The sequence below is a fragment of the Cohaesibacter marisflavi genome (genome assembly GCF_963665895.2).
Classification (GTDB): Bacteria; Pseudomonadota; Alphaproteobacteria; order Rhizobiales; family Cohaesibacteraceae; genus Cohaesibacter; species Cohaesibacter marisflavi.
This window is the reverse complement of sequence record NZ_OY762534.1, coordinates 3,886,021-3,904,085: the sequence shown is the minus strand read 5'-3', so window position 1 is coordinate 3,904,085 and position 18,065 is coordinate 3,886,021. Positions and strand designations below refer to the sequence as shown.

13 protein-coding genes are annotated in these 18,065 nt (G+C 53.8%); 10 read left to right on the top strand and 3 right to left on the bottom strand.

Annotated elements, in window-relative coordinates; translation table 11 throughout:
- The first annotated feature begins 169 nt into the window (after window positions 1-169).
- The 3 genes from ACKPCT_RS18495 to thpR all read left to right on the top strand — a co-directional run bounded on the left by ACKPCT_RS18495 (window position 170) and on the right by thpR (window position 2,863).
- A complete protein-coding gene (locus tag ACKPCT_RS18495; protein WP_175528142.1) occupies window positions 170-898 on the top strand; it encodes an arylesterase in 729 nt (242 codons plus the stop codon).
- Window positions 899-979: 81 nt separating this feature from the next.
- Complete coding sequence (locus tag ACKPCT_RS18490) at window positions 980-2,035, top strand: aldo/keto reductase (protein ID WP_090074553.1); 1,056 nt, start codon at window positions 980-982, stop codon at window positions 2,033-2,035.
- A gap of 288 nt (window positions 2,036-2,323) precedes the next feature.
- Entirely contained in the window at window positions 2,324-2,863 is a 540-nt protein-coding gene (gene thpR, locus ACKPCT_RS18485; RefSeq protein ID WP_244544757.1) for an RNA 2',3'-cyclic phosphodiesterase, read from the top strand.
- Window positions 2,864-2,932: 69 nt separating this feature from the next.
- On the opposite strand, the gene ACKPCT_RS18480 is transcribed toward thpR, so the two are convergent.
- The 3 genes from ACKPCT_RS18480 to ACKPCT_RS18470 form a co-directional block, all read right to left on the bottom strand.
- Window positions 2,933-3,646, bottom strand: coding sequence for a hypothetical protein (locus tag ACKPCT_RS18480; RefSeq protein WP_319567602.1), 714 nt, complete (start codon window positions 3,644-3,646; stop codon window positions 2,933-2,935).
- Window positions 3,647-3,734: 88 nt separating this feature from the next.
- A complete protein-coding gene (locus ACKPCT_RS18475) occupies window positions 3,735-4,220 on the bottom strand; it encodes a low molecular weight protein-tyrosine-phosphatase (protein ID WP_319567601.1) in 486 nt (161 codons plus the stop codon).
- Between the two features lie 47 nt (window positions 4,221-4,267).
- Entirely contained in the window at window positions 4,268-4,489 is a 222-nt protein-coding gene (locus ACKPCT_RS18470; protein WP_175528141.1) for a hypothetical protein, read from the bottom strand.
- Between the two features lie 90 nt (window positions 4,490-4,579).
- On the opposite strand from ACKPCT_RS18470, the gene ACKPCT_RS18465 reads away from it, so the two are divergent.
- From ACKPCT_RS18465 to ACKPCT_RS18435, 7 genes are all read left to right on the top strand, one after another.
- On the top strand, window positions 4,580-6,196 hold the full coding sequence (locus tag ACKPCT_RS18465; RefSeq protein ID WP_090074547.1) for a sensor histidine kinase: 1,617 nt from the start codon (window positions 4,580-4,582) through the stop codon (window positions 6,194-6,196).
- Between the two features lie 25 nt (window positions 6,197-6,221).
- A complete protein-coding gene (locus ACKPCT_RS18460) occupies window positions 6,222-7,037 on the top strand; it encodes a response regulator transcription factor (protein WP_090074545.1) in 816 nt (271 codons plus the stop codon).
- A gap of 279 nt (window positions 7,038-7,316) precedes the next feature.
- Entirely contained in the window at window positions 7,317-8,783 is a 1,467-nt protein-coding gene (gene gtfA / locus ACKPCT_RS18455) for a sucrose phosphorylase (protein WP_319567600.1), read from the top strand.
- A 453-nt stretch (window positions 8,784-9,236) separates the two neighbouring features.
- Window positions 9,237-10,658, top strand: coding sequence for a circularly permuted type 2 ATP-grasp protein (locus tag ACKPCT_RS18450; protein WP_319567599.1), 1,422 nt, complete (start codon window positions 9,237-9,239; stop codon window positions 10,656-10,658).
- Window positions 10,655-11,680, top strand: coding sequence for an alpha-E domain-containing protein (locus tag ACKPCT_RS18445; RefSeq protein WP_090074539.1), 1,026 nt, complete (start codon window positions 10,655-10,657; stop codon window positions 11,678-11,680). The genes ACKPCT_RS18450 and ACKPCT_RS18445 overlap by 4 nt, the downstream gene beginning before the upstream one ends.
- A gap of 112 nt (window positions 11,681-11,792) precedes the next feature.
- Complete coding sequence (locus ACKPCT_RS18440) at window positions 11,793-15,170, top strand: transglutaminase family protein (RefSeq protein WP_319567598.1); 3,378 nt, start codon at window positions 11,793-11,795, stop codon at window positions 15,168-15,170.
- A 270-nt stretch (window positions 15,171-15,440) separates the two neighbouring features.
- Complete coding sequence (locus ACKPCT_RS18435; protein WP_319567597.1) at window positions 15,441-18,059, top strand: circularly permuted type 2 ATP-grasp protein; 2,619 nt, start codon at window positions 15,441-15,443, stop codon at window positions 18,057-18,059.
- Window positions 18,060-18,065 lie beyond the last annotated feature (6 nt).

Sequence of the window (18,065 nt, the reverse complement as noted above, 5' to 3'; positions counted from 1 at the left end):
GGGATGAAGTCACGATGATCCTAACCTATATTGCAAGTAACTCTGCACGCAGTGTGAAGACAAGACAAAGGAAAATATGATCAATCCTATATGGGGTCGTTATTTCGGAATCAAAGACAGCAAAGCGCATTCTTGGGCGTTTTGCTTATGCGCACCAAAGATAAGTCTTATGAAAATGAAGTATGAATATAGCCAACATGGCCAAACAACGGCTCGCCTGCAATCGCCACACGGCGGTGCGGCAACGGCTCGGATGACCAGTCATCCTGCCCATTTCTTCCCTTCCTTTTTTCTATTACTGCTTCTTGGCCTCTTCACCATGACCTCTGCAAAAGCCGCCGACACCACCAGAATTCTTGCCTTTGGCGATTCTCTCTCCGCTGGCTATCAGTTGCCCGCCGGAGAGGATTTCCCAACGCAGCTTCAGCAGCATTTAAAAAACCAGGGACTTGATGTAGAGATCGTCAACGCCTCCGTTTCTGGCGACACCACGGCCTCTGGCCTCTCTCGTCTTGACTGGTCAACACCGGAGAATATCGATCTTGTATTGTTGGAACTGGGCGCAAATGATGCCTTGCAAGGGCTCTCGGTAGACAATGCCAAGGCCAATCTGGCGGCCATGATCGAGAAATTCCAGCAAAAGGACATCAAGGTCGCCTTGATGGGCATGCGGTCGCCCCCCAATATGGGCGCTGACTATACTCAGGCCTTTGACGCCATTTACCCTGCCCTTGCCAATGAATACCAAATACCGCTATACCCCTTCTTTCTGGAAGATGTGGCCGCTGAGCCAGACCTGAATCTGCAGGACGGCATGCACCCGAACCAGAAGGGCATTCAAGTGATTGTCAAAAATATCGCACCCTTCGTGATTGATTTATTGAACCAACCTAACTGACAGCATGCATCTGGCATGTAGCCATTTTAACACAGCCAGATCCCTTCCCCCTTTGCTGGCGATGAATAAACGGATCCCGATATGGAAATGAGAAAACTGGGTCGCACAGACCTCGAAGTGAGCAGCCTTTGCCTTGGTACCATGACCTGGGGCGAGCAGAACACCAAAGCAGACGGCTATGAACAGATGGATTATGCCATCGATCAGGGCATCAATTTCTTTGATGTTGCCGAGCTTTACCCGGTTCCTAGCCGCGCAGCCACGCAAGGACGCACCGAAGAGATCATCGGCGACTGGATGCAAGATCGCGGCAACCGCTCCGACATCATTCTGGCCACAAAGGTCGTGGGCCGCTCCATGAGCACATGGTTCCGCGATGGCGAAATCGAACCGCGCCTCACCCGCGCACAGATTTTTGAAGCCGTCGACAAGAGCCTCAAGCGCCTCAAGACCGATTATATCGATCTGTACCAGATCCACTGGCCAGATCGTAAGGTCTCCCAGTTCGGCGCCAACCCGGTCATCTATTCCCATCCGGAACCAGCCGAAGACGAAACCCCGATCGCCGAAACACTCGCCGCGATGGACGAGTTGGTCAAGGCTGGTAAGGTGCGTCATGTGGGCCTGTCCAACGAGACCGGCTGGGGAACCATGAACTATCTGAATGAAGCGGAAAAAGGCACCGGCCCCCGCGTCGTTTCCATCCAGAATGCCTATAGTCTGCTGAACCGCACCTTCGAGGTCAACCTCGCAGAGGTCGCGATGCGCGAACAGGTCGGCCTGCTGGCTTATTCCTCACTGGGTCAGGGCACTCTTACGGGTAAATATCTTGATGGCAAACATCCTGAAGGTGCACGCATGACCCTGTTCAAGAATTTCGGTGGTCGCTATCAGACTCCTGGAGCTGAACCAGCCATTCGCGGCTATCTCAAGGTTGCCGAAGAGTTTGGCGTGGATGTTGCCCAAATGGCTTTGGCCTTTGTCCACACCCGCTCGTTCACCACGTCGGTGATCCTCGGTGCGTCCAAACTCGAGCAGCTGAAAACAGACATCGCTTGTCACGATTTCAAGCTGACCGACGAAATGGAAGAAGCCATCAACAAGGTTCATCTGCTGCATTCCAACCCTTGCCCATGATCTGGCAGCGGTAGATTTCAACAGCCCCAAGACCTAATAGACAAGAATAAAAAAGCCGCCCCGGCCTGCCAGAACTAGCCGGGGCGGCTTTCTTTTATGAGCAAATGCCAACAGGACAAGGCAACGGCGGATAAAGCTTTTAAAGCATCGTCACAATTTTTCAGCTATCCTGCAACGACAACAGCCCCGAAGTGATTCGACATTGACCTATCAATTACTTTGGCCGAACTCATTTCGACTGTAACACGGATCACGTGATCCTGCCCCCACGTCCAATACGGGAGCGAAATGATGCCACGCTTATTTGCCGGTCTGGAAATCCCCCCCGACATCACGACCATGTTGTCCCTGCAGAAGGGCGGCCTTTATGGTGCGCGCTGGGTGGACGAGTCCAACTACCACATCACGCTGCGCTTCATGGGTGATGTCGATTACACTCTGGCCAATGAAATTGTATTTCAAATGTCCCAGATCCAATGTCCCGAATTTGACCTCTCCTTGCGAGGCTTTGGGTCTTTCGGAGCCAAGAAGCCCCATTCGGTCTTTGCGGCGGTGCAGAATAATGAAGATCTGCTGCTCCTGCATCACGAACTGGAACGGCGCATGCGCAAACTTGGCCTCAAGTCAGACAAGCATGACTATACGCCCCATGTCACATTGGCCCGCCTGAAAAAATCAGCCGAACCAATTGATGTCGCCAACTATTTGACATTGCGCGGCGGCTTCCGGACAGATCATTTCAGAGTGCCGCGCTTTATACTCTATTCATCACGCGACAGTACCGGCGGTGGCCCCTATGTGATCGAGGAAACCTTCGATCTCTTATAGGCGCTGTGATCGAATAAAAGGGCCCCTTATGGGCCCTTTTTGATGATTGGCATAAAGCACTCTACCGCGCTAGCCAAACTTGACAAAAAGCTTGGCATAGGCAGGCTTCAGCGCTTTTTGCGCAGCTGCAACCTTGGCCGGGTCATTGCTCTCCAGCGCTTCCATGAAGGCCCGGACAGATCCTGTCAGCCCTCTGAGGAGCTTTTTGAATTCACTATTGGACAGCAGCTCAGCCGGAGCATGGGCGACCAGATCATCGCTCAAATAACCAAGCACACCGGCTTGTTCCAAAAGCTGCGCCCGCGTCTCATCTGACCAGCTTTGTTCGCTGACTTTCACCCCGAGTACGGGTTCCATGGCGGCATGATAGGCATTGACGAAACTGCTGAACACGCGCACGCCATTTCGATCTCGCAAATCATCGAGCTCATTGCGGATTGCTTCGAGAATTTCATGTGCCTCAAGCGCCTCTCCCTTTGCCGTGGCGTCGACGGCCTTGGCCGCAATGGTGCTTATGGACTGAAGGCTTTCGGACCATTTGGCCTCATCGGCATAGCGAGCCGGAGCAGTGGGGTAGGTTTCAAGGATGCTGCCATTCCAGACCGTCTGGAATTGTGCCAGAGCCTTTTTGGTGCCCTCAACATCCTTTTGATTGCTCTTGAAGAGCGCAACACGATAAGGCGCATAGGCCTTTGCAACATCGGAATCGAAATCAGCCAAGGCGACCGAAGACATGCCAACCAGCAGCGCGGTGGCAAGAATGAGTCTGGAAGGGCGAGCCATGATCTTCTCCATAATTAGCCATATTCGAAAATACAGAAGCATAAAGAGACGACATGTACAGCCAGATCCGTCAAGCGAAGCAGGTTTTTCAACGAAGTTTTTGTAATAAAATGTCGCTGGCCTGATCGACCATATGATAGACATCCTCAAAAGCATCCGCGCCGCCATAATAGGGATCCGGCACTTCATAAGAGCGCTTCATTTGCTCAAGACCGCAATATTCCAGATAGAGTGCGACTTCTGCGGTGCCATCGCGTGGCTGCATTGCCCGGATATCACTCAGATTGTCCCGATCCATCGCTAGAATGAGATCAAAAGCATAAAAATCCTCAACAGCGATGCGCCGGGCACGCAGATCAGAGATATCGGTTCCATGGACCCTGGCAACGCTAATGGTACGGCCATCCGGCTGATGGCCCACATGCCAGGCACCAAGGCCAGCACTGTCGAGCAAAAACTGATCGTCAAGGCCAGCCTCTTGAATCTTCTGCCTGAAAACCCCTTCTGCCAAAGGGGAGCGGCAAATGTTGCCAAGACAAACAAAAAGAACCGAGGTGGGATGCGCAGGAATCATGAAGTATCTCGCGGTAGATTGATCTGACCGATCTGTTTGCAGACAACCTATTCGCCTAAAGGCGCAGTCGCAACCCCCTTTGCAGGCTTGGCGGGCATCAGTCCGGTTTCTTTACCTAAGGCCACATGAGCCACACCTTCTGCCCAAGCCTCCCAACCACGGACATGAAAGGACACAGACAAGTCGTCAATCCAGGCAATGTCTATAAAGTTAGATAATATCAGAAAATACTTGCGTAATTTATAGTAAACAAAACGTTTAATAAACATAAACTCAACCATGAAAATAGATGAATTTAGGAATTCTAGTTTCATTAACAATTATATTATAAATTTTGTAAAAAACCCGAGGGAGGACACATGCCTTACTTCATAAAAAACAAGAATATCGAGAATAATCTGATTTCATTCTTGATGGAATCCGTCGAACAGGGAATTTCGGTTACAGACGAAGATCTCAATATAGTTTTTATGAACCGGGCAGCTTGCAAGATGCTGGATATTCCTGTCAGCCTCTTGCAAAAAAACAATACTGTTTACAATCTTATTCGCTATATGGCTGAACGGGGCGACTATGGCCCGGGCGATATCGATGAAATCATCAAGCATCGCATTGAGCTGCTGCGCAAGGAAACCGTCCACGATATCGATCACGAAACACAGGACGGACGCGTCATCTGCCTGCAGGGCAAATTCGCCACCGAAGGCATCTTTGTTTCCATTTTCAGCGACGTGACGGAACAACGCGCCTATGAGGCAAAACTAGAAGCCGTCCAGTATGAGCTGGAACTCAAGCTGGAAAACAGCCTGCGAGAAGTGCGCTACAACAGGGATCTGTTGCTCAATGCGATCAACGCCATCGACGACGGCATCATTCTGTTTGATGAGGATGACCGACTGGTTTTGGCCAACACCCGCATACTGGATCTTTATCCAAGCCTGAAACGACACCTGATCCAGCAGTCCCATATCAAAAAGATCGAAGGCTTCGATCTGCCCGAGCCGGATGAAACAAACGAAGAAGACCTGCTCAAGGGGCGGCATCGCAACGAAGTCAAACTGCATGATGATCACTGGTACCGGATCGAGCAATCGGCAACGGTCAATGGCGGCAAGATAGCCATATTCTCCGATATCTCGACCTACAAGGACCAGACCAGCAAGCTGCAGCAACATACCAACAAGCTGGTCAAACTGTTGCAAAAGGAAATCTCGCTTTCCGAGACGCAGCGCGAATTTGTCTCCATGGCCTCCCATGAATTCAAGACGCCGCTCGCCATCATCGACAGCAATGCCCAGCGCATTGAACGCAAGGCAGGCGACATGACCACCGAGCGCTTGTTGACGCGCATCGATAACATTCGCGACTCCGTGCAAAGGATGCAGTATCTGATCAACCGCTTCATGGATTTCTCCAGCGAAGAAATCGCAGGTCTCAAGATGGCCGCCAAGAAGCAGAATTTTCGCAGTACTGTAGAGCGCCTATGTGCGAACCATTTGGAAATGGGGGAGACCGCCAATATTCTTTGGGATTTGAACGAGCTGCCCAAATATGCCAGCTTTGATCAGAATCTGTTGGATCAGTGCGTCAGCAATATCCTTTCCAATGCGATCAAATATTCCGAGCCGGGCGCCCCTATCAATGTAATCGGACGTCGCGGCGATCAGCATATCACGATTGATATTTGCGACGAAGGCATCGGCATTCCAGAAGACGAAGTGCCCAAGATCTTCAACAAATACTATCGCGCCTCCAACTCAAGTGGCATTGCCGGAACAGGCATCGGCCTCAATTTCACCCAAATGGCATTGAAGGAACAAGGCGGTAGAATTGAAGTAAAAAGCAAACTCGGAGAGGGTTCCTGCTTCACCATTTTCCTTCCGGCATCCATCGCAGATGATGTCCAAGAGCAGGAAGACACCGGTAAGGCCCGCCCCGACAAAGATCAGGGCACCCCTGACGAACTGGCATCCTGATTAAAGACATATCGGAGAAAGACCCATGCCGGAAAAGATTCTTTGCATTGAAGACGAAGCCCTGTTGCTGGAAGATATCGTCGAAGAATTGCAGGACGCTGGCTATAGAACGCTGAAAGCCTCCAACGGCAAGGAGGCCATCGAGATTCTGAAAGTGGAAACCGTAGATCTCATCCTGTGCGACATAATGATGCCGCTGATCGATGGTCCAACCACGCTCAAACTCATCCGCGAACGACTGCCACAACATAATGAAGTGCCTTTCATCTTTCTGACGGCAAAGTCGACAAGAGAAGATATTCTCGTGGGCAAAAAAATGGGGGTGGATGACTATCTCACCAAACCCATCGATTATGACCTGCTGCTGGCCACGATCAAAGCGCGCCTCGAACAGGTTTATCGCATCAAGGAAACCAACGAGACCAAGCTCAAACGCATCTACAATGCCTTGCGCGAAAACCGGTCATCCGAACCACTTTCGATCGCTCTGGTGGCAAGCTCGCACAAGTTCGTTTTGCCAATCGAACAGGCCCTTCAGGATTTGGGCTGCCTTGTGGAGTTCGTGCATGAAGAGCATTTGTCCGTGCGCAAGGATGCGATCGAAAATAATGATCTGGTTTTTCTGCTCTACAGCAAAATCGTGCATTTCTATCTCAATGATCTCATCAACACCCGCGCTACCCATGGGCGCGGAAAAATGGTGCTGCTTTGCAAGGAAAATGTCGACAGGAACCTGAAAGAAGCGCTGTTGGATCTGGGCATCGGCAAAACCATCGATTACCCCTATCCACCTGTCGCAATCTTCAAAGTTATTCTAGAAGCCACACAAAACAAGGTGTGAAAAGCAGCCTCATATTCCCTTAGCCTCGAAGGCCAGAGCTTGGCGCGACAGACGTGCGATACGCTCCTGTCGCACCTAGCATGGCCATCAGAGGATGAGCGCTATCCCCCCTGCCACTCAATAACTGCTTTTAGCAATTTCAAAAATGTTGTAAAACCAGTGCGCAAGAGAGCATTTGAAATCAAAATCCTGTGCCTTGCGCCTGCCCCTTCAAACCGCGTTGCAAAATGACGTCATACAGTCAAAGCCTTGCGTGCGCCTCTTAGCGGAGAGCCAGCTATGAAAAACAAAGTCCAGCTTATCACCTATGTAGACCGGCTCACCGATGGCACATTTGCCGATCTCAAGACCATGATCGATGGCCCGCTCAAGGGTCTTTTCGGCACGGTCCACGCCTTGCCCTTTTTCGATCCCTATGATGGCGCGGATGCGGGCTTTGACCCCAAAGACCACACCAACGTCGACTCACGCCTTGGCACATGGGATGACGTGCGCAGCCTCAGCAAATCAGTGGATCTGATGGCAGACCTTATCGTCAATCATGTGTCGGCCGATGGCGAGGCCTTTCAGGATTTTCTCGCCCATGGAGACGCCTCCGACTATGCGGAGATGTTCCTGACCTATGCATCTATCTTCCCTGATGGCGCCACCGAAAAGGATCTGACCTCCATCTATCGTCCGCGCCCGGGGTTGCCGTTCAACCAGATGTCGCTGAAAAACGGGAGCAGTCGCCTGATCTGGACCACCTTTACGCCCAAGCAGATCGATATCGATGTACGCAGCGAAAAGGGCGAAGCCTATCTCGATAGCATCCTGACGCGCTTTGCCGAAGCAGGGATCAGCTGCATTCGCCTGGATGCGGCCGGCTATGCCATCAAGAAGCCGGGCACCAGCTGCTTCATGATTCCGGAAACCTACGATTTCCTCGCCGAGCTGACACAGAAAGCCAAGGCGCGCGGCATGGAGGTTCTGGTCGAAATCCATAGTTACTATCAGGATCAGATCGAAATTTCGAAAAAAGTCGACTGTGTGTATGATTTCGCTCTGCCGCCTCTCATCATGCATGCGCTGTTCACTGGCGATGCGGCTCCGCTCTGCCGCTGGCTTGACATCAGCCCGCGCAATGCACTCACCGTGCTCGACACCCATGACGGTATCGGCGTCATTGATGTAGGGGCCCATTCCGATGGACGCCCGGGCCTGCTGGAGCCGGATGCCATTCACAATCTGGTAGAAACCATTCATGAGCGCTCCGATGGCACCTCTCGCAAAGCAACAGGCGCCAAGGCCTCCAACCTCGATCTCTATCAGGTCAACAGCACCTATTTCGACGCGATCGGTCGCAGAGAAGCCGACTATCTGATCGCACGTGCCGTACAGTTTTTTGCGCCGGGCATTCCGCAGGTCTATTATATCGGCCTGCTGGGCGGAGAAAATGACATGGAGCTGCTGGCCAAAACCGATGTCGGGCGCGACATCAACCGTCACTATTACAAGAATGACGAAGTTGTAGAGGCGCTCGAGACCCCAATGGTCGCAGCCCTCATAAAACTGATTAGCTTCCGAAATGAACACCCTGCCTTCAATGGCACCTTCTCCATTGTGCAGCCGGCCCGAGCTCAGCTTGAAATAACCTGGAAAGCCGAGGGCCAATGGGCCAAGCTTTCGGTCGACTTTGCCCAAATGGAAGCAACCATTTCCCACACCACGCCGGATGGGACCGGGCGTTTCCCGGTTAAACCTTAAAGCCCTGCCAAAGTTGCATGAGCCTGATGGCCTTACAGCTTGCAATTGTTCAAAATTCGCGCACTTTTAGAACAATGCTCAAAAGTAAGGCAAAGTTGCTCCACAAAGCAACACAACTTTGGGTAAAATTTAAGCTGGAAACGATTCAAAGTGGTTGGAAGACCACCTTGAAACGGCATAACATGCCAAAAAGACAGAACCTTGCCCAATTTATGACGCTTGGTCCAAAACTTGCTTTTGAATAACTCGTAACAGTTAATTCGTACGTTTCAGGCTCAAAGGACGATTTTCCGCACGAAGAACAGACTGGGGAACAGCTTATCAAGGCTATAAGCCACACAAACAGCACACGGCGGGAAAGCAGACGACGCGGGCAATTGAAGCGCCAACATAAAGGTGCATCGCGTGAGTAATTACGATCCCTGCGCATTTTTTTGCGAAATGTCGAGCGCCATGTCAGAGCGCAGTCCGCAATTGAAGGATATCTGGCACAGGTTCGACGAAGCAGATTTTGAAAATCTGAAGACACGCGCCAAGGACGCGGATCTGGAGCTTTTCAATCTCGGTGTCACATTCACGGTCTACAGCGACAAGGATGTTATCGATCGGGTTCTCCCCTTCGATATCATCCCACGGGTCTTGACCGCCAACGAATGGAACACCATCGATCGCGGCGTCATTCAACGTGTCGCGGCCATCAATGCCTTTCTTCACGATATCTATAACGACCGTCACATCATCAATGACGGCATTGTGCCTGCCGATCTGGTACTCGGCAATTCCAACTATCGCGACGTCATGGTCGGTTTCACACCCGCCAGCAATGTCTACACCCATATTTCGGGCACGGATATCATCCGCGATGACAGTGGTAATTTTCTCGTACTGGAAGACAATGTGCGCTCCCCTTCAGGTGTCTCCTATGTAGTCGAGAACCGACATCTTATGGAGCGCTCCTTCCCCGATCTTCTGGCCGATCTCAAGCTACGCAAGGTGTCAGACTATGGCACCAACCTGTTTGCCAAGCTGAGCGAGACCGCGCCGGAAGGATGCCTCGACAAGGACGATCCGCAAGTGGTCGTCATGTCCCCGGGCATGTTCAACTCGGCCTATTTCGAACATATTTTCCTCGCCCGCGAGATGGGCGTTCCCGTCGTGGAAGGCAATGATCTCTTCTGCGATGACGACAAGGTCTATATGAAAACCATCGGCGGCCCGCGTCGGGTGGATGTCATCTACCGCCGCATCGATGATGAATTCCTCGACCCCGAAGCCTTCAAACCGGATTCAATGCTTGGCGTCAAAGGGCTCGTAAGCGCCATGCTGAAAGGCAATGTGACCATCGCCAACGCATTGGGCACCGGTGTTGCCGATGACAAGGCTGTCTATGCCTATATGCCACGCATCATCAAATATTATCTTGATGAAGAGCCCATTCTGTCCAACGTGGAAACCCACATTTGCCGCGAACAGGACGCATTGCAATATACCCTTGATCATCTGGATGAACTGGTCGTCAAGCCGGTGGGAGAATCCGGCGGCTATGGTATCACGATCGGCCCCAAGGCCAGCAAGGAAGAATTGGCCACGGCCCGCGAGGCTCTTCTGGCCAAGCCAAGCAATTTCATTGCCCAGCCCATGATTTCCCTGTCGGTCTGCCCCACATTGGGCGAAACAGATCTGGTGGCGCGCCATGTGGATTTGCGCCCCTTTGCCATCACGGGCAAAGGCACATGGGTTCTGCCCGGAGGTCTCACCCGTGTGGCCCTCAAGGAAGGCTCTCTCATCGTCAATTCCTCCCAAGGCGGCGGCACAAAGGACACTTGGGTTCTCGCTGAAACCCCATTCAATCCAACGGACGGAGGCAACTCATGAGCCTGCTACTCAGTCGTTATGCCGAAGCCCTGTTCTGGTTCGCCCGCTATATCGAGCGCTCAGCCAGCCTTGCGCGCATTCTCAATGTGCAAGCCGGCTTCTGGCAGGATCACTCCAGTCAGGAAAACTGGGCATCCATTCTATCCCTCTATGCCGATAAGGACCGCTTCACTGAGCAGAACGGTCAGATCACCGCCCAGAAGGTAGCCAAATTCTATATCACGGACCGCGACAATCCGGGCTCGATCCTCTCCTGCCTTTGGGCTGCGCGAGAAAATGCCCGCCTGTTGCGCCCGCTGATTTCTGTTTCCATGTGGTCCTACATCAACGTTTCATACAATCAGATGAAGAGCCTCAGCGACCGGGATCTGGATGCGTCGCGCCTGTCTCGCACCTGCGAATCCATCGCCCGCACCTGCGATGCGATCATGGGAGTGACAGAAGGCACCTATTATCGCGATGCCGGATGGCGCTTCTATCAGCTTGGCCTCTGGATCGAGCGTGCAGACCAGACCAGCCGCCTGCTCGACGTCAAGGTCGCCCAGGTTGCCAGTTTCAATGGCCTCGATCAGACCGAGACCGTTGCCGATATGGAATTCTGGAAACTGCTGCTCCACTCCTTTGAGGCCTATCATGCCTTCCAGCGCGCAAAATCGGGCAAACTGGACCCCAAAAAAGTCGCCAACTTCTTGATGTTCAACCAGAGCTTCCCAAAATCGCTAACCCATTGCATCGGCGAAATACAGGATATGCTCAATGACCTCTATATGGGCTACCAGCTACGCCGGGCCGCTCAATGCTATGAAGAGGTGGAGATGTTGCTCTACGAACTGGAGGCTGCGGCAAAAGACCCGCACTTGCATATGCGGTTCCATGGGTTCAACGACAAGGTTCAGCACAGATTGATGGAGATTACCAACCAGCTGGGCACGTCATTCTTCGGACATGCAGATTGGTCAAAAGAAGCTGAGGAATGCGAAAGCCAGTCCCAGTCTCAAACCCAGTCACAAACGATGGCCTGACGCCACAGCCGGCCCGCTCACTTTGAACCTTTATATTCGTGATCTTATCCTGATCCGTCCATGGGCATTTGTCCGCAGGGGATCAGAGTCTTGAAACAAAGGCACATTTTCAATGTCCATTCATGCAGCTCTGACACACAAGACAAAATATATCTATGATCGCCCGACAGGCATGGGGCCGCAAATCATTCGCCTGCGCCCTGCCCCGCATACGCGCAACCAGATTCTGTCCTATTCGCTCAATATCGAACCGGCCGACCACTGGATCAACTGGCAACAGGATCCATTCGGCAACTATATGGCGCGGATTGTCTTCCCCGAAAAGATCAACGCCTTTTCCGTTACTGTGGATCTGGTGACCGACATGTCGGTGATCAACCCGTTCGATTTCTTCATCGAAGAAAGCGCCGAGCATTATCCTTTCCCCTATGCCGAGGGAGAAAAAAAGGATCTCGCCCCCTATCTGGAACTTGGTGAAGAAACGCCCCTTCTCTCTGCTCTGCTCAAGGAAATCGAGCCGATCCACAAGGGCAAGGAAATCAAGACCATCGATATGCTCGTACAGATCAACCATCTGGTCGAAAGCAAGATCGATTATCTGATCCGCATGGAACCCGGCGTACAGTCGCCTGAAGAGACACTGACCAAATGCTCCGGCTCCTGCCGCGACAGTTCATGGCTCTTGGTCCATGTCATGCGTCACCTTGGGCTCGCAGCCCGCTTCACCTCCGGCTATCTCATTCAGCTCAAACCCGACGTCAAGCCACTGGAAGGGCCGGAAGGCACCGATCACGATTTCACCGATCTGCACGCTTGGACCGAAGTCTATATCCCCGGAGCGGGCTGGATCGGTCTGGACCCGACATCGGGCCTTCTGACCGGTGAAAGCCATATTCCGCTGGCAGCAACGCCGCACCCCATTTCTGCAGCCCCCATCACCGGGGCGCATGACAAGGCCGAAGTCGAGTTCGAATTTGAAATGGATGTGCAGCGCATCTTCGAGCGCCCCCGTGTTACCAAGCCCTACACCGATGACCAATGGAAGGCCATCAACAAGATGGGCGACATGGTAGACCGACGCCTTGACGAGGGCGATGTCCGCCTGACAATGGGGGGCGAACCGACCTTTGTCTCCATCGATGATTATGAAGGCGATGAATGGAACACCGGCGCCGTAGGCCCGACCAAGCGCTATTACGCGGAAAATCTCATTCGCCGTCTGCGCGACCGCTTCGCACCGGGTGGCCTTCTGCATTTTGGACAGGGCAAATGGTATCCCGGCGAACAGCTCCCCCGCTGGGCCTTTGCCCTTTATTGGCGCGCCGATGATGAACCACTGTGGGAAGACCCCGCTCTGATCGATCAGGAAACCCCGCAGGAACCGGCGGATGCAAAGATCGCGCAGCGCTTCATCTACAAGCTCGTCGAAAAGCTCAAGATAGACCCCAATTGCGTGCTGCCCGCTTATGAGGATCCGGCGCATTTCTCTTTGGTGGAGCAGAAGCTTCCCGTCGATGTCGATCCATCCAAAAACAAGATCGACGATCCGGCAGAGCGTGCCCGCATCATCAAGGTGTTTGAGCAGGGTCTATCCACTCCAGCAGGATTCGTCCTGCCCGTTCAGGCATGGAACAGCGAGGCCTATGGCCGGTCCTGGATGTCGGAAGTCTGGAAATTCCGCCGTGACAGGCTCTTCCTCATCCCCGGCGACAGCCCGGTCGGCTTCCGTCTGCCACTCGGCTCTCTTACCCATATTCCGGAAACCCAATTTCCGCATGTGATCCCGATGGACCCCCATGCAGCCCATGCGGCGCTCCCTGCCCGTGAGGCTCTGTTGCGCGACCGGCGCCAGCCCTTCACCCCGCGTGAAAAACTGAAAAAGACCGATCCAGCCAGATTGCTCGATGCCCCTGAACCGCAATGGCACGAGACGGAACACCCGACTTTCATTCCCATGAATGAGGTCTCAGGGCATGTGCGCACCGCGTTGTCAGTTGAACCGCGCGATGGTCATCTCTGCATTTTCATGCCACCGCTGCACAATGCCGAAGACTATGCCGCTATGGTCGCGGCCATTGAGGATGCTGCCAGAGATGTCGGCCAGCCGGTGCATATCGAAGGCTATGAGCCACCCTTTGACCCGCGTATCAACGCCATCAAGGTAACGCCGGATCCGGGCGTCATCGAAGTCAATATCCAGCCGGCTGCCAACTGGAAGGAAGCCAGCAAGATCACCCAGATCCTCTATGAGGAAGCGCGACTGGCCCGCCTTGGCACCGAGAAATTCATGCTCGACGGACGCCACACGGGCACCGGAGGCGGCAACCATATCGTACTGGGTGGCATCACCCCATCGGACAGCCCCTTCCTGAGGCGCCCCGATCTGGTGGCAAGCCTTGTAACCTATTGGCAGAACCACCCCAGCCTGTCCTATCTCTTCTCGGGCACCTTCATCGGCCCGACGTCGCAGGCGCCCCGCGTGGATGAAGGCCGTCATGACAATCTCTATGAGCTGGAGATTGCCCTCAAGCAGGTTCCGCTGCCCGGTGATGGCTTCATTCCCAACTGGCAGGTGGATCGCCTGTTTCGCAACCTGCTCATCGACGTCACCGGCAACACCCACCGGGCGGAAATCTGCATTGACAAACTCTTCTCCCCCGATGGTCCGACAGGGCGTCTGGGGCTGGTCGAATTCCGCTCCTTCGAAATGCCGCCCCATGATCGCATGTCTCTGGCCCAGCAGCTTCTGCTGCGCGCCATCATCGTGCGCCTTTGGGAAAAGCCCTATCGCAACAAGTTGATCCGCTGGGGCACGCAGCTGCATGACCGCTTCATGCTGCCTCACTATGTGCGTGAAGACTTCAGGGACATCCTGAAGGATCTTTCCCTGCATAGGCTCGAACTGGATGAAGGCTGGTTTGCCCCCCATTTCGAGTTCCGCTTCCCCCGCTACGGCGAAGTGAATTATGACGGTGTACAGATCGAATTGCGACAGGCACTTGAGCCCTGGAATGTGCTCGGAGAAGAAGGCGCAGTTGGCGGCACCGCGCGTTACGTCGACAGCTCTCTTGAACGGGTGCAGGTCAAGGTAAGAGGCATCAACCCGGATCGCCATATTCTCTCGGTCAACAAGGTCGCCATTCCGCTGCAGCCAACAGGACGACAAGATGAAGCCGTTGCCGGCATCCGCTATCGCGCCTGGCAGCCCCCCTCCTGCCTGCATCCGATGATCGGCGTCCACACGCCACTGACCTTTGACCTCATGGACAGCTGGAACCGTCGCTCTCTGGGTGGCTGTCGCTATCATGTTGCCCATCCGGGTGGACGTGGCTATGACACCTTCCCGGTCAACGCCTATGAAGCAGAGAGCCGACGTCTCTCGCGTTTCGAGATGATGGGACATTCGCCGGGCTATGCCGAGCCGATCAAGCTGGAAGAAAGCGCAGAATTCCCCTATACGCTGGATCTGCGCCTCGCATCCATCCGCTAGACGGCGCGAGCATCAGGGAAAATAAAAAAACATGAGGGCAGGAGCAACCATCTCCCGCCCTTTTCATTATGGTATAAAGGTGTGTTGTGCGCGTCATGAAGCTATGGCCAAATATCATTCGCATGACAATCGAATCTGTGACTTTGTATTTTTACGGAACAGATGATAAAAGCGTAGCTCCATTTCCATAAAAACACCGTACGGATTTGGAAAGACATTCCGGTCAATAAGAATAACAAATGGCCCTTTGAGGCACATGTCACGGAGAAAATGAAGTTGGAAAAAACTTCAGACCCCAAAACCAGATTATCTGGCAGCACCGCAGAAGATGGCATGCAGCCCCCCGCAGGCGCGCCAGTGCTCTATCAGACTCTGCCCGGCATCCATGATGAAATGATGGATGCGGATGGCTCCATCATGCCCCACTGGCAGCAATGGTTCGGAGCCTTTTCGCGCTGGTCGCCCTCAGATCGAAGCACCCATTGGGAGGAGTTGAATGAGGTCGTCCGGGAAACCGGCATTGCCTACGATCTATTCGCAGACCCAAATGACGCCAGACAGCCATGGTCGATTGACCTTGCTCCCCTTATTATCGCCCCCGAAGAATGGCAATGGCTCAAAGTCGCGCTGGCCCAGCGGGCCCGCCTCTTCAATGCCATGCATAATGATCTTTACGGCCACCGACGCCTTTTGCATGAGGGGTACATTCCGGCTGCGCTGGTGATGAGTGATCCTTCCTATCTGCGCCCGATGCGCGGCAACCAGAGCGCCTATAATGGCGTCCAGTTTTTCGCAGCCGACCTTGCCAAGGCGCCCGATGGCAATTGGCGCGTGCTGGACAACCACGCCGAAACACCGGCAGGTCTGGGCTTTGCTCTTGCCAACCGCATCGCCCTTACCCATTGCGAAGGCAATCTCTTCCGCTCCAGCAAAGCGGTGCGCCTTGCCTCCTATTTCCAGCAATTGCAGTCAACGCTGGTCAAGCGCACCGAGCTTGAAGATCCCTATATCGCCATTCTATCGCCCGGACCGGAACATCCGGACTATTTCTCCCATGCCTATCTGGCCCGCTATCTGGGCTATCTGCTGGTGGAAGGCGGCGACCTTGTTTATCAGAATAACCGGATCTGCCTTAAAACGCTGGCAGGCCTCAAGCCCATCGACCTGATCGTCCGCTCGATCGAAGGCCTCAATGCCGATCCGCTGGAATTGAACCCCAATGGCATGGATGGCACCACCTCCATGGTGCAGGCCATCCGCGATAAAGGCATTATCATGGCCAACCAGCTAGGCTCCTCCATCGTTGAGAACCGTGCGCTGGCACCCTACATGCCAGACATCTGCCGTTTCCTGCTTGGTGAAGACCTGATGCTGCGCGAAGCAGAACGCTGGTGGCTGGGTGACCACACAAGCCGCAGCCATGTGCTTGCAAATCTCGATGACATGTTGATTTCAGATGCCCATGAAGGCTCGGGACGCCCAGGCGAGGCCCGCCCGGCAACCGATCCCGTCAGGCTTTCTGAAGCAGAACGCAAAGACCTCATCGACAAGATCCATTTGTTCAGCAACACCCTCGTTGCGGAAAAGAAAACCGGCTATGCCACGACCCCCAGTTGGTCTGGCGAAACCCTCGAACCGCGCCCCTTTGCCATTCGTTTCTTTGGATCGCGCAGGGAACAAGGCTACGAGATCCTGCCCGGCGGCCTGTCCATGTCGGTTGGTGAACAACATGCTATCGGGCTCCATTCGCCAGAAGGGCTTACCCGCGATGTATGGGTCGTATCCGACGCCCAGCCAGAACCCTTTGAAAGCATCTGGGCCAGCATAGCCCGTCAGGGTTCCTATTCGCGCGCAGGCCGCTCTCTGCAGAGCCGCATTGCCGATAACCTCTTCTGGCTCGGGCGCAATGTAGAACGCATCGAATGGCAGTTTCGCCTTTGCCGTCAGGCTCTGTCGCGCCTGAATGAAGATAGTGGTCCGGAAGAAGATCAGCGGACCGTCGTCTCGGCCCTCAACTCTCTCATCCTGCGCGCTCCCAAAGCACAGGTTTTTGACGCCGGCTTTGGCGGCATGAATGAAATCGAACGACTCGTTCGCACCGTTCTGTATGGCAAGAATCGCGCCTACGGATTTCAGGAAAGCCTGGCCCATATGCATCGGCTGACGGGCCTCACCCGCGACCGCATGTCGTCTGATGCCTGGCGCATTCTGAATGAATTTTTCACGGACCACCGCTGGTTCAAGGAACCCGGCTTCATGCACACCGGCCATGTCATTGATCTGCTCGACAAGGGCCTGATGGTGCTTGCCGCCTTTTCCGGCATGGCCATGGAGAATATGACCCGCAATTATGGCTGGCGGTTCCTTGATATCGGACGCCGCATTGAACGGGCCGAAAATCTGTCCGGCCTGCTCAACAGGCTCATCTTTGCCCCCGGCATGGTCAGCGACGCCCCGCGCCGCCTGATGTTCATTCTGGAAGTGGCAGACAGCTTCATCACCTACCGCTCGCGCTACCGCATTACGCCGACGCTGCCTGCGGTGATTGATCTTTTGCTGCTGGACGAAACCAACCCGCGCTCCATTGCCTTTCAGATCGCGGCGCTGCATGAGCATGTCAATTATTTGCCCAAGGAGCCCGAAAGCGGGCTGCGCAGCGAGGAAAACAGGCTCATTCTTGAACTCCTGACCGATATTCAACTGTCAGAAGGGCACAAGCTGGCCCAGATTCCGCAATTCGAGCAGGGCAAGGATATTGAGCAGATCATCTCGGAAGAATGCCGCCTCGAGCAGCTTTTGAACAATCAGATTTCAAAACTGCCACAATTGACTGAGCTTTTGACCCGCCGGTATTTCACCCATACCGAAGAGCAGGCTCAACGGATTTGACCGGAC